Raw genomic sequence first — 13,103 nt, 5'->3', positions numbered from 1 at the left:
CCTGCACCACTGCTTCAGCGGCGTCGCGCTCGCGATGCCGAAGCGCTCCATCGCCTCGGGCTTGGCCATCCCGTCGTCGACCACGGCCCTGGCTGCGGCGACCTTGGTCTCGAAGTCGTATCTCGAGTGCTTCTCGCCCATTTTCAGCAGGCCGTCCCTCCCGGTCGCGCGGTACGTCTGCTGCCATTTTCGCACGGCTTCGGCAGGGATGCCCAGACTCCTGGCGACGGACTTGTACCCCCGGCCCTCGCCGAACATCCCGGCGGCCAGCTCCCTGACCGATCGGTCGTGCCTGCATCGCAGGCCGATGGACATGGAAAGCCTCCCATCTCTCGGACTTCTATTTCCATGTCCAAGAAATGGGAGGCAGTTCAATGTCCGGGCGGGCCTTTTGTGTGCGGCGGGGACTCCTGTATTGCCGGCGGCTGCCACAAGGCCATCTCGAGCAAACCTGCGGCTTAATTGCCGTGGCGATGGCAGCCGCAATCCCCATCCCGAGCAAATCTGCGGCTTAATAGCAGTGCCGAGAATAGCTACAAGCCTGCTACCTGCGGTTCTTCTCGGCAGCCACTTTCTTGGGGTGCTATTAACCCGCAGGTTTGCTTGGCGGCGCTTGGCCCGGAGTGCTTGCTGCCTTGGCTGGGGGGTAAAACCTGCAGTTTTCGATCGGTTAAAGCGCTCTAACCGATCGGAATCTGCAAGCCGAGAATCTGCAAGGTTGTTCGGCGGCGTCCGAATGCGTGCTCCGTGCCCCCCTCCATTACCAAAGTGTTACGTAACGTTGCATCGTTGTTTTCGTGCCGTCTCGTCGTGAAAACTATCCGCCCACGGGAGCCATCCAGCCGCTCGCGGGATTTAGGATTGCGCTCAACAAACCCAACGCTAGCCAGAGCGGAGGGGGAGGGGCGCCGGCGCAGGGAAGCCGCCCGGCCTGCTCCAGCGTCGGAAGGGGGACGACCGTGGCGGACATGATAGAGATCAAGCACCTCAACAAGTACTTTGGTGACCTCCATGTGCTCAAGGACGTAAGCCTTACTGTTCGGGAAGGCGAGAAGCTCGTGGTCATAGGCCCGTCAGGCTCTGGCAAGTCCACGCTCATCCGCTGTGTCAACTGGCTCGAGGAGCCCACGTCGGGCGAGGTTATCATCAACGGCACGCCGCTCACGCGCAAGAACCACATCCAGCTCACGCGCACCTACACCTCTATGGTCTTCCAGCAGTTCAACCTCTATCCCAACATGACCGTGCTGGGCAACCTCACCCTCGCGCCCATCAAGCTCCAGAAGAAGAGCCGCGAAGAGGCGAGAAAGACCGCCATGGAGAACCTCGAGCGCGTCGGTCTTGCCCAGAAGGCCGACGAGTACCCGCAGAACCTCTCCGGCGGCCAGCAGCAGCGCGTGGCCATCGCACGTGCGCTCTGCACCAAGCAGCCCATCATGCTGCTCGACGAGCCTACCTCCGCCCTCGATCCCGAGATGGTCCAGGAGGTACTCAACGTGATGGTCGAGCTTGCGCAGGAGAACATCACGATGGTCTGCGTGACCCACGAGATGGGCTTCGCCCGCCAGGTTGCCGACGAGGTCGTCTTCATGGATGACGGCCAGATTCTCGAGAAAGGTACGCCTGACCACTTCTTCGAGCACCCCGAGAACCCCCGCTGCAGGGAGTTTCTCAGCAAGATCCTTCGGTAGGCGGCCGGTGCGGTGGCCGCCCCGGCTGTGCCGGCAGCCCCGCCGCGCCGCGTCCGCCAAACGCCCCACAACACGGCGTCACCCAGCCTCGGCTGGAAGCAATACATGCCCAAACGAGAGGAGAGCACCATGTCCACGCTATCCCGCAGGTCGTTCATCACCGCATCCCTTGGTTCCGCAGCACTTCTCTCGCTTGGCCTTGTTGGCTGCGCGGATGACTCCGACGACGCCGGCACCACCACCTCGACCGCATCGTCTTCCGGCAGCGAGGAGAACTCCGTCACCAGCGACCCGGGCGTCCAGTCCATCGTCGACCGCGGCACCCTCAAGTGCGGTATCAAGACCGACGTCCCCGGCTTTGGCTACGATGACCCCTCGGCAGGCACCTATACCGGCCTTGAGGTTGACCTCTGCTACGCCATTGCCGGAAAGATCTTCGACATGACGGCAGACGAGGCCAAGTCTGGCAAGAAGGTTGACTTCACCGGCGTCACCGCCAAGACCCGCGGGCCCATGCTCGACTCCGGCGAGCTTGACGTGGTTGCCGCCACCTACACGATCACCGACGAGCGCAAGGAGTCCTGGAACTTCTCGGACCCGTACTACACGGACTCCATTGGCATGCTGGTGCTCAAGAGCTCCGGCATGAAGACGCTGGACGACCTGGACGGCAAGATCATCGGCATCGCGCAGGGCGCGACCACAAAGGACACCCTCACCCAGATGCTCAAGGACCAGGGCAAGGAGAACCTCAACGTGACCTTCCAGGAGTTCCCCGACTACCCCACGCTCTCCGCAGCCCTCTCGTCCAACACGATCGACGTCTTCTCGGTTGACCGCTCCATCCTGCGCGGCTACATGGACGACACGAATGAGCTGCTCTGCCCCGACATCATCTTTGGCACCCAGGAGTACGGCATCGCAACCAACAAGAACGCGACCGAGCTCACCAAGCTGGTCAACGACCTTGTCGACGAGTACAAGGACAACGGCGAGCTCGACAAGCTCCTGGAGGCCTACGGGCTCCAGAGCGCGTAGCGCAGCCGGCACGGAGAAGGTAACGAGGAGGGGATCGGGATGAACGGGCTATTCAGCGCAAGGAGGTGGTCGGTGACGCTGGCCGACTCCGCGGCGCTGTGGCAGGGGTTCTTCTTTACCCTGCAGGTGTCGCTTGCCGGCCTGGCGGTGGCGCTGGTGGTGGGGACCATCTTTGGCACCTTCTCGACCACCCGCTCGCGCATCCTGCGCGGCATTGCGCGCGTGTACGTGGAGATCTACCAGAACACGCCCGTTGTGGTGCAGGTGTTCTTCATGTACACGGCCGGCCCTCAGGTGATCAAGGCCATCACGGGCGCGCAGACCATCACGAGAATTGCCCCGTTCGTGCTAGGCGTCGTTGGTGTGGGTCTCTACCACGCGGCGTACGTGGCAGAGGTCATCCGCACCGGCATCGAGGCCATCCCCCGTGGCCAGATGGAGGCCGCGCAGTCACAGGGCTTCTCGCGCGTGCAGGCATACCGCTACATCATCCTGCCGCAGACGCTCCGCATCATCCTGCCGCCCCTTGCCAACCAGGCGCTCAACCTGGTGAAGAACACCTCCGTGCTTGCCCTCATCGCCGGTGGCGACCTCATGTACCAGGCTGACGTGATTGTCTCCCAGACGGGCTACCTGCAGGGCTACATCCTGTGCTGCGTGATGTACTTCATCATCTGCTTCCCGCTTGCCATGCTCGTGAGCTGGCTCGAGCGCCGTGCCAAGGAGCCTGGCGGCAGGGCGGGCGGCGCGCGCGGCGAGAAGGACGCGGGCGGCGCTGGGGCCGCGCCAGGAACGACCAAGGGGGAGGTGGCGTAGCCCATGGAGATCTTTACCGCCGACAACGTCACCTTCATGCTGCAGGGGCTTGTCAACACCATCGTCATCGCCGCGGCATCCATTGTCCTCTCCATCCTGGTGGGCACGGTTCTCGCCCTGGTGAAGACCTACTGCACGGGCAAGCTGCGTCCGCTCGCGTGGCTTGTGAGCGCCTACATCGAGCTCTTCCGCTGCACGCCCAACCTGCTGTGGATTCTCATCTTTCGCTTCACGCTCAAGGGAAGCGGGGTGGCCATCTCTATTGCGGTCTTCACGACGTTCACCTCGGCGGTCATGGCCGAGATCGTGCGCGGTGGCCTCAACGCCATCCCGCGCGGGCAGTTTGAGGCCGCGCGCAGCCAGGGCTTTGGCTTCTTTGGCATGATGTGGCACATCGTCTTGCCGCAGGCCTTCCGCCATATTGTCCCGGCGCTCTTTAGCCAGTGCACTACGGTCATCAAGGACACGTCCTACCTGCGCGGCATCGACGTCCACGAGTTCATGCGCAACTCGGCGGTGGTCATGGGCCAGGCAGTTACTCTGCCACAGATCCTCCTGCTCTACGGGTTTGTGTTCCTCACGTACTTTGTCCTCAACTTCTGCATCTCGCTTGCCGTCCGCGCCTACCAGCGGCGACTCGTGGCGGCTTAGGAGGGGAGCAACGCAATGGCTGAGACACGCGACGCAACGGCGGCTGCGGCGGCGACGGCGGCGGCGCCAGAGGACTGCCCCGTGGTGGTCTCCATCTCTCGCGACTACGGCGCCGAGGGTCACGAGGTGGGCAAGCTTCTCTCGGTAAAGCTGGGGATTCCCCTGTACGACAACGAGCTTCTCGTGCGCGCTGCCTTGAAGACCGGCTTTACGGAGGACCAGCTGGCAGCATATGACGAGAAGGTCCAGGGACGCCCGCTGGCGCTTCTGCCCTATGTGCCGCTGGGAAAGGACATCGACTCCGACAAGCTGTTCACGGCCATGCGCCAGGTGATCTTGGACCTGGGACTCACGCGCAGCTGCATCATAGAGGGGCGTCTTTCAGACTACATCCTGCGGGGCAACCCTAACCTCATAAAGGTGCTGGTGACGGCTCCCATGGCCGATCGCGTGAGGATCGTGAGAGAGAAGCGCGGGCTCTCCGAGCGAGAGGGGCGCCGCCTGGTGCACCGCAAGCAGCGCGAGCGCGAGGAGTTCTACGCGCGCTACTCCGGAGGTAGGTGGGGCCTCCATACCGGGAAGGACCTGGTGGTGAACCGGGCGGAGTTTGGGCGCGAGGGCTGTGCGGAAATCATCGCCCGCGCGTACGAGGTCAAGCTGGGTCAGGCGCAGGGCCGCTGACTGCGGGGCGCGAGGCAGGTGGTGGCGCCAGCAAAAACTGCGGTTTAGTTGCAGTGCCGAGAAGGGCCGCAGGCCATCTACCTGCGGTTTTTCTCGGCAGCTCCTCTTGCAAACTGCAACTAAGCCGCAGTTTTCCCGGCGGCTGCCATAAGGCGCCGGATTTCGCCGTTTAGAAAAAAACCGAACGGTTAGGAGAGCCTAACCGTTCGGAATCCGCGGCATCTGGTTACCTGCCGCGGGTCCTCGCCGTTTAGGGGGTTCTAACCGTTCGGAAAATCCCTAAACGGCGAAATGGCGCGGCATCTGGCCGAGAGGCGTCAATGAGACAAAGGGACTGTCCCTTTGTCTCATTCGTCGCGGTTCAGGCGGGCGGCATCCTCGTTCACATCGGTGGGTTCGAGAAGGTCGGCCAGGGTCTTGCTGTCAAGATATGCCGAGGTCACGCGACCAAGGTCGCGCCACACTCCCACGGTGGTGCAGGTGTCCATCTGCGAGCAGAACGTGTCGTTGGTACACTGCAGGCAGGCTACAGGCGCAAGCGACCCCTCTGCCGCGCGCAAGAGCTCGCCCAGCGTGTACTCCTCGGGCTTGCGCGTAAGGCGATAGCCACCGCCCTTGCCGCGCTGGCTCTCCACGTAGCCCGCCTTGTGCATGAGGGAGATGACCTGCTCAAGGTACTTGCGCGAGATGTTCTGCCGCTTCGAGACGTCGCCCAGGGACACCCATCCGTCGTGGGATGCGAGGTCGGCCATCGCGCGCAGGGCGTACATGCCCTTTGTCGAGAACATCCCGGCCATGGCTAGGCTCCCTTCTCGTCCTTGTCCGCGGCGGCGCGCGCCTCGAGCATCTCCTTGAGCGTGCGCCACGCAAGCTCGGCGCACTTCACGCGTGCCGGCATGTGCGAGATGTCCTTGAGCATCTCGGCGTCCTCAAGGGGCTCGAGCTCGGCCTCATCGGTGACCTCGCCGCGCACCATGCGCTCGAAGAGGTCGCACAGGTGAATGGCCTCCTCGGGGGTCCGGCCCACCATGAGGTCGCTCATGATGTCGGCCGAGGCCTGACTGATGGCGCAGCCACGGCCCGTAAACGCGGCCTCGTCGATGGTGCCGTCATCTGCCAGCCGCACGGAGAACTTCAGCTCGTCGCCGCAGGAGGGGTTCACGCCCTCGTGCGTGCAGGTGGGGTCCTCCATCTGGTACTTGTAGTCGGGATGGGCCACGTGGTCCATGAACTCGGCGTTGTAGAGGCTAGTCACGTCCATGGAAGACCTCCCAGACCTTCGCGAGACCGTCGACAAGGGCGTCGATGTCGGACTTGTCGTTGTAGAAGGCAATGCTCGCGCGGCAGGTGGCGCCGTTCTCCACGCCCAGGTAGGCGAGAAGCGGCTGCGCGCAGTGGTGGCCGGCGCGGATGCACACGTTGTTCATGTCGAGTATCGACGCCACGTCGTGCGGGTGAATGCCGCGCACGTTGAAGGCAACCGATCCCACGTGGCGCTCGCCCTCGGCGGGGCCGATAACGTCCACGTAGGGGAGGGCGGCCAGTGAGTCCGTGAGGTAGCGGGCAAGCAGGCGCTCGCGAACCTCAAGCGCGCCGAAGCCCTTCTCGTCCAGGTAGTCCAGGCAGGCGCCAAAGGCATACGCGCCAGCGGCGTCCTGCGTGCCAGCCTCGAACTTCTGCGGCACGGGCGCCCAGACGGCGTCGGTCTCGGTCACGGAGTCGATCATCTCGCCGCCGGTGAGGAAGGGCGGCATAGCGTCGAGCACCTCGGGCTTGCCCCAAAGGACGCCAATCCCCATGGGGCCACCCATCTTGTGCGCCGAGAAGGCGAGAAGGTCGCAGCCAAGCTCACGCACGTTCACGCGGACATGCGGCACGGACTGCGCGCCGTCGACCACCATGTAGGCGCCCATCTCGTGCGTGCGCCTGGCGATCATGGGGATGTCGTTCTCAACGCCCAGGACGTTGGAGACCTGCGTCACCGAGACGATCTTGGCGCGCGGGCCTACCTTTGCGGCGACCTCCTCGGGCGTGATGCGGAAGTTCTCGTCCATGCGCAGGTAGACCAGGTTCGCGCCGGTCTCGCGGCAGATCTCCTGCCACGGGATGAGGTTCGAGTGGTGCTCCATGATGGAGATGACCACGTCGTCACCGGGGCTGAGCACGGAGCGTCCCAGCGTGCGAGCCACGAGGTTCAGGGACTCGCTGGCGTTCCTCGTGAAGACCACCTGGTTGTCGCAGGGCTTGCCGGCCTCGTCCACGGCGCCAAGGAACGCGGCAACCTTGTCGCGCGTCTGCGCGATGGCCTCGGTTGCCTCGACCGAGAGGCGATAGAGGCCGCGCAGCGGGTTGGCGTTCATGGTCTCGTAGAAGCGGCGTTGCGCGTCGAGAACCGCAGCCGGGCGCTGCGCGGTGGCAGCACTGTCGAGAAAAGCCAGGTTGGGGTTTCCTGCAAGCAGCGGGAAGTCTGCCTTGTAGGGATTCTGCTCGATGGATGCGAGCTCGTCGTTTGTCAGCATGGGCGGCCTCACGCCTCCTCGTCTGCGGCGAGTAGGGCGCTCGCGTCGAAGTCGTGTGCCACCTCGGCGCCAAGCACGCGCTCGGCCTGGCGCACGGCGACGTCGTGCGCGTGCGTCTCGGGCGCGTTGATGATGGCGTCCTCGAAGAGGGCGCGCACGAAGAGTGCCTCGGCGTCCTTGCGCGAGAGGCCGCGATCGGCCAGGTAGTCCATCTGGTCGGGGCCAACGGTGCCGATGGTGGCGCCGTGGTTGCCCTGGACGTCGTCCTCGTCGCAGAGGATCACGGGCACGGTCTTGTTGACCACGTCGTCGCCAAAGACCAGCACGTTCTCGGCCTCGTCGCCCTTGGAGCCGCGGGCCCCGTGGACAAGGTCGATGGTGGCGCGCAGTGCCTTCTCGGCGGCGTCGTCCAGGATGCCGTTCTCGCGCACGTGGGCGATCGTGTTCTTGCCGCGCTGGCGCACCACGTGGTTCACGTCCAGGTGGTCCTTGCCGTCCGCGAAGTAGCGCAGGGCGATGTTGGTGCGGGCGCGGTCGCCGGAGAGCGAGACCGCCGTGCCAAAGGCCACGGTTCCGCCGCCCAGCGCGTACTGGCGAACCTCAACGCGGGCGTCGTCGTCTGCGTCCACGCCCGCGCTCTCGAGGTGCTGCTGAGATGAGCCAACGCCCACGACCTCGGTGATCGTGACCTCGGCGCCCTCCTCGGCGACAACGCGCAGGAGCGAGGCCGAGGTGGTGGCAGCGGCACCCGTTCCGCCCGCGGCGACCACGATGTCCACGGATGCGCCCGCGCGCACCATGACGCCCGTGTCCGCGACCTCGCCCTTGTCGGTGTCGATGGCCACCACGATGGGCTCAGTGCGCTTCTCGCCTGCGCGAACCTCGACATAGCGGGCGTCGGCGGCCTGCGAGGTCACCCAGTCGGTGACCTTCTCGCCCATGCCGCACTCAAGGCGCGAGAAGAGCTGGGGAAGTGCAAAGTACACGTCGCCCTTGCGGGAGATCTTGGGCACCGTGAGCGTGATGTCATTGGCGCGCAGGCGGTTCCAGGTCTGCGCGGGGGGCTCGTTCACGCGGTCGAGCACGACGGTGGCGTTCTCGTCTGCCATTAGCCGATCGCCCCTTCCATCTCGAGCTTGATGAGGTTGTTCATCTCGACGGCGTACTCCATGGGGAGCTCCTTCGAGACCGGGTTGGCAAAGCCGTTCACCACGAGCGTGCGGGCCTCCTGCTCGGAGCAGCCGCGACTCATGAGGTAGAGGATCGTGTCGTCCGAGATGCGGCCGATGGTCGCCTCGTGGCCCACGGAGGCCGTGGGGTTGCGCACGTCCATTGCGGGGATGGTGTCGGAGCGGCTGATGTTGTCGAGCATGAGCGACTGGCAGCTCACGGTGCAGCGCGCGTTGTCGGCGTGGCGGCCGACGACGACCGAGGAGCGGAACGTGTTGATGCCGCCGTCCTTGGAGATGGACTTGGTGCTCACCGAGGCGGTGGTGTCACGGCCGTTGAGAATGACCTTGCAGCCGGTGTCGAGGTCCTGCGTGGCACCGGAGAAGGTGATGCCCGTGAACTCGCAGCTGGAGCGGTCGCCGGCGAGGATCGTGGTGGGGTAGAGGTAGGAGACGTGGCTGCCAAAGCTGCCCGAGACCCACTCCATCTTTGCGTCCGCGCCCACGGTGGCGCGCTTGGTGTTGAGGTTGTACATGTTCTTGGACCAGTTCTCGATCGTGGAGTAGCGCAGGCGCGCGCCGTCCTTCACGAAGAGTTCCACGGCGCCGGCGTGGAGGTTGGCCTCGTAGTACTTGGGAGCAGAACAGCCCTCGATGAAGTGCAGGTTGGCGCCCGGCTCCACGATGATGAGCGTGTGCTCGAACTGGCCGGCGCCCTGGGCGTTGAGACGGAAGTAGCTCTGCAGCGGGTAGTCGAGGCTGACGCCCTCGGGCACGTAGACAAACGAGCCGCCCGACCACACGGCGTAGTGGAGCGCCGCAAACTTGTGGTCGGTCATGGGGATGAGGGTGCCAAAGTACTCGTGGACCACGGGCTCCCACTTGGAATCGTGCAGCGCGTCCTCGATCGTGGTGTAGACGACGCCCTGCTTGGCGACCTCCTCGCGCATGTTGTGGTAGACGATCTCCGAGTCGTACTGGGCGCCCACGCCGGCGAGGCTCTCGCGCTCCGCCTCGGGGATGCCCAGGCGCTCGAAGGTGTCCTTGATGTCTGCCGGCACGTCGTCCCAGCTCGAGGCCTGCTTGGTCTTGGGCGAGACGTACGTGGAGATGTGGTCCAGGTCAAGGCCTGCGATCGATGGGCCCCAGTTGGTGGCCATGGGGCGGCGGTGGTACTCGTCGAGCGCCTTCAGGCGCAGGTCGAGCATCCACTGGGGCTCGTCCTTCTTGGCCGAGATTGCGCGCACGATGTCCGGCGTGAGGCCGTCGGCGTAGCGCTCGTATCCCTCCTCGGACTTGGTGAAGTCGTAGAGGGAGCGGTCGACGTCTGCGACCTGCGTCCTCTCCTTTGTCACCTTGCATCACCCTCGCCCGCGGCCTGGCTCTCGAAGCGCTCGAAGCCGTTCTTGTCGATGTCGTCGATGAGGCTTGCGGGGCCCTCGGCAACCAGGTGGCCCTTGACCATCACGTGCGTGCGGTCCACGGTGAGGCGCTCGAGGATGCGCGTGTTGTGCGTGATCATGATGAGCGCGCCGCCCACGGTCTCGCGGTAGCGCTGGATGCCGTGCGAGACGGTGGCCAGGGCGTCGACGTCGAGGCCGGAGTCCGTCTCGTCGAGAATTGCCAGCTTGGGCTGGAGAAGCAGCAGCTGGAGCATCTCGATCTTCTTCTTCTCGCCGCCCGAGAAGCCCACGTTGAGCTCGCGCATGAGGAAGCTCTGGTCGAGGTTGAGCTCGTCGGCGATGGCGCCCACGCGGCGACGGAACTCGCGCGCGGTGCACTTGAGCTCGGGGCGCATCTGCGAGATGGAGCGCAGGAAGCTGTAGAGGGGCACGCCGGGGACCTCAACGGGGGCCTGATAGGACAGGAAGACGCCCGCGAGCGAGCGCTTGTCGGGCGAGAGCTCGGTGATGTCCTGGCCGTTAAAGGTGATGGTGCCCGAGGTGACCTTGTAGGTGGGGTCGCCCATGATCACGTGGCCGAGCGTCGACTTGCCGGCGCCGTTGGGGCCCATGAGGACGTGGGTCTCGCCTGCGCCAACCTTGAGGTTGACGTCGTGGAGGATAGGCTTGTCCTCCGTACCTGCGGAGATGCCGCTCACGTCGAGAAGCGTGTCTGCCATGCTGTTCTCCTAGCTCGAATGCGCCTGCGGCTACTTGGCTGCCGACGCAGGTTTCCTCTCCCCGCACGGGGTCGGCGAGCCGGCGCGCGTGCGTTCCTTCCTAGTCGCGTTTGGCGGTTGGGCACTCGTGGGGTGCCTGGGGCTGCCTGCGGGGGACAAATTGGTCTGCCCGCGAAGGTGCCTTGGGTTGCTCGCGAGAGTGCTTTGGACCACCTGTGGGGAGTGCCCCACGCGACCTAACCCGAGGGTACCCCTTGCGACCTAATTCATACTAGTTTGTAGGAAATAGAAGGCAAGGGTGAGGGACGGGTTTCTCGGCGGTTTCACAAATTCCTACGGCTAAGGGGGCATTTTGTTGGGGTCGGCGGCTTGTGGCGCGGCGGGGTGGCCGCGGTCGGCGCTTCTCGGCGTGCCGGCGTGCGACCGGTGGCCCTTATCGACGCACGGCTGGCGGCAGCTCTCGCCGACGCTGCGGAAACTCGCCCTCCGGCGAGAAAACGGCGCCGGAAGGCCCCTTTCGTACGTGATTGCTTCGATAACGTGCCCTCCGGCGTCAGAATATCGCCCGAGCAGGGACTTCGTACGTGATTGCTTCGATAACGTGCCCTCCGGCGTCAGAATATCGCCCGAGCGGAGGTTTTGGTCCTGCCCTTCTCGGCAGCGTTGCCAGCCCTTTCTTCAATGCCGCGCCATTTCGCCGTTTAGGATTTTCCCGAACGGTTAAGGCCTTCTAACCGGTGGGAATGCGCGGCATTGCGGGAGGTGTCGCGGATTTCGAACGTTTAGACCCCCCTAAACGTTCGGATTTTTCCTAACCGGCGAAATGACGCGGCATCTTGGCGACATCGCTGCCGTGCGCCATTCCGGCGACACCATTGCCGCGTGGCGTTCCAGCGGCGCAGTTATCGCGCGCCGCGAGACGTGCGCCGAGAAGCGTCGCACGCATTGCGCTAGGGTAGTTATCCGGGAAGGGCGTGCGCGCGGCCGCAGCAGCCGCGGACTGCCGTAAGCGCTAGGGGAGAGGTACCACCGCATGGGACGCAAGGCGACAAGTGACGTGCTCGAGAGGTTCGTGAGGTATTGCGAGGTTCCCTCGCAGTCGGATCCGCGCACCGCGCAAACGGTGCCCTCGACCCCGGCCCAATTCGACATGGCGCGCGTCGTTGCCGCTGACCTGCGCGACCTTGGCGCCCATGACGTCACGCTCGACGAGCACGCCTACGTCACGGCCCACTGGCCCGCAAGCGTCGGCGCCGAGAAGCGCCCCGCGCTTGCGTTCTGCTGCCACCTCGACACCGCGTGGCAGACATATGGCAGCCCGGTCCACCCGCAGGTCAAGCGCTACGAGGGTGGACGGCTTGTCCTGGGCAGCGGCCGCGACGGCGCCGAAGTCGCCCTCGACCCCGCCACAAACCCGGAGCTCAAAGACCTCATTGGCGAGGACCTTGTGACCTCGGACGGCACGTCGCTTCTCGGCGGAGACGACAAGGCGGCCGTGGCCATGGCCGTCTCGCTTCTCGCACGCCTTGCCGAGAACCCCGCCATTCCGCATCCGGCGCTCGCGCTGGCGTTTGTCCCTGACGAGGAGATCGGCCACGGCGCGGCGCTGCTCGACCTTGACGCGCTGGGTGCTGCCTACGGCTACACCATCGACGCAGGCCCCCTGGGAGAGTTTTGCTACGAGACGTTCAACGCCGCCGAGGCGACCATCCGCGCCAACGGGCGCTCGGTCCACACCGGGACCGCGAAGGACGTGATGGTCAACGCCTCCGAGGCGTTGCTCCACGTGCACCAGCTCATTCCGCCCCAGGACCGCCCGGAGTTCACGCAGGACCGCGAGGGCTTCTTCTACCTGGAGCGCATTGAGGGCAACTGCGAAGATGCCCGTGCGGACTACATCATTCGCGACCACGACCGCAACCGCTTTGAGGCGAGAAAGGACCTGCTCCGCTCGGCCGTAGCCCAGGTGAACGAGGAGTACGCGCTGCGCCCGTCCGCGGCGGCCGCCCAGCCCGTGCTCTCCATCGAGATCCGCGACCAGTATCGCAACATGGCCGAGGTCATCACCCGTCCCGAGAACGCGCACCTCATCGAGTCCGCGCGTCGGGCGTATGCTGCCTGCGGCGTCACCATGCGGACGGTCCCCATGCGTGGCGGCACCGATGGCGCGCAGCTCTCCTTCCGCGGCCTGCCGTGCGCGAACCTCTCGGCCTGCTACCACAACGCTCACGGCGTGACCGAGTTCGTGCCGGTGCGCGAGCTGGAGACCATGGTTGACGTGCTCCAGGCGCTTGTGGGCATCTACGCGGAGGGCTAATACCCCAACCGCCCCCTTGCGCGGCAAGCGGCACGCGCGTAACATCGTGCGAACGTTGGTTAACCAAGGAGGTACTCATGGCAGGGATCGCAGGGGGAC

General features: G+C 65.0%; 12 protein-coding genes and 1 pseudogene. 6 read left to right on the top strand and 7 right to left on the bottom strand.

All coding sequences use genetic code 11. The features are described 5' to 3' along the window. Positions 1–315: pseudogene (locus tag BT122_RS08525) on the bottom strand (helix-turn-helix domain-containing protein); the annotation flags it as partial. Between the two features lie 644 nt (positions 316–959). On the opposite strand from BT122_RS08525, the gene BT122_RS08520 reads away from it, so the two are divergent. The 5 genes from BT122_RS08520 to BT122_RS08500 all read left to right on the top strand — a co-directional run bounded on the left by BT122_RS08520 (position 960) and on the right by BT122_RS08500 (position 4,877). Next, on the top strand, positions 960–1,691 hold the full coding sequence (locus BT122_RS08520; protein WP_072355505.1) for an amino acid ABC transporter ATP-binding protein: 732 nt from the start codon (positions 960–962) through the stop codon (positions 1,689–1,691). Between the two features lie 129 nt (positions 1,692–1,820). Next, positions 1,821–2,729 (top strand): transporter substrate-binding domain-containing protein, encoded by a 909-nt coding sequence (locus BT122_RS08515; RefSeq protein ID WP_072355504.1) that lies wholly within the window; start codon positions 1,821–1,823, stop codon positions 2,727–2,729. A 39-nt stretch (positions 2,730–2,768) separates the two neighbouring features. Further along, a complete protein-coding gene (locus BT122_RS08510) occupies positions 2,769–3,545 on the top strand; it encodes an amino acid ABC transporter permease (protein ID WP_083432414.1) in 777 nt (258 codons plus the stop codon). Between the two features lie 3 nt (positions 3,546–3,548). Beyond that, positions 3,549–4,196, top strand: a complete 648-nt coding sequence (locus BT122_RS08505; RefSeq protein WP_072355503.1) for an amino acid ABC transporter permease — start codon at positions 3,549–3,551, stop codon at positions 4,194–4,196. A 15-nt stretch (positions 4,197–4,211) separates the two neighbouring features. Continuing rightward, positions 4,212–4,877, top strand: a complete 666-nt coding sequence (locus BT122_RS08500) for a cytidylate kinase-like family protein (protein WP_072355502.1) — start codon at positions 4,212–4,214, stop codon at positions 4,875–4,877. 347 nt (positions 4,878–5,224) lie between these two features. On the opposite strand, the gene BT122_RS08495 is transcribed toward BT122_RS08500, so the two are convergent. From BT122_RS08495 to sufC, 6 genes are read right to left on the bottom strand one after another with little or no spacing between them, the layout of a single operon-like run. Then, the gene (locus BT122_RS08495; RefSeq protein ID WP_032110981.1) at positions 5,225–5,674 is read right to left on the bottom strand and encodes an RrF2 family transcriptional regulator; all 450 of its coding nucleotides are present in this window, start codon (positions 5,672–5,674) and stop codon (positions 5,225–5,227) included. Between the two features lie 2 nt (positions 5,675–5,676). Next, entirely contained in the window at positions 5,677–6,138 is a 462-nt protein-coding gene (gene sufU / locus BT122_RS08490; RefSeq protein WP_072355518.1) for a Fe-S cluster assembly sulfur transfer protein SufU, read from the bottom strand. Then, entirely contained in the window at positions 6,125–7,396 is a 1,272-nt protein-coding gene (locus tag BT122_RS08485; RefSeq protein WP_072355501.1) for an aminotransferase class V-fold PLP-dependent enzyme, read from the bottom strand. Before BT122_RS08485 ends, sufU begins: the two co-directional genes overlap by 14 nt. Positions 7,397–7,404: 8 nt before the next feature. After that, on the bottom strand, positions 7,405–8,505 hold the full coding sequence (locus BT122_RS08480) for a SufB/SufD family protein (RefSeq protein ID WP_072355500.1): 1,101 nt from the start codon (positions 8,503–8,505) through the stop codon (positions 7,405–7,407). Continuing rightward, positions 8,505–9,920 carry a Fe-S cluster assembly protein SufB gene (gene sufB, locus BT122_RS08475; protein WP_072355499.1) on the bottom strand — a complete coding sequence of 472 codons (1,416 nt, stop codon included), beginning with the start codon at positions 9,918–9,920 and terminating at the stop codon, positions 8,505–8,507. The genes BT122_RS08480 and sufB overlap by 1 nt, the downstream gene beginning before the upstream one ends. Further along, positions 9,917–10,687, bottom strand: a complete 771-nt coding sequence (gene sufC, locus BT122_RS08470; protein WP_072355498.1) for a Fe-S cluster assembly ATPase SufC — start codon at positions 10,685–10,687, stop codon at positions 9,917–9,919. The genes sufB and sufC overlap by 4 nt, the downstream gene beginning before the upstream one ends. A 1,033-nt stretch (positions 10,688–11,720) precedes the next feature. Between sufC and pepT the strand changes: the two genes are divergently transcribed. Next, on the top strand, positions 11,721–13,004 hold the full coding sequence (gene pepT / locus BT122_RS08465) for a peptidase T (protein WP_072355497.1): 1,284 nt from the start codon (positions 11,721–11,723) through the stop codon (positions 13,002–13,004). Positions 13,005–13,103 lie beyond the last annotated feature (99 nt).

Origin of the sequence: Olsenella sp. kh2p3, assembly GCA_900119625.1 — a bacterium.
GTDB lineage: Bacteria > Actinomycetota > Coriobacteriia > Coriobacteriales > Atopobiaceae > Tractidigestivibacter.
The sequence above is the reverse complement of the archived record's forward strand: the minus strand, read 5'-3'. Positions and strand labels throughout refer to the sequence as shown.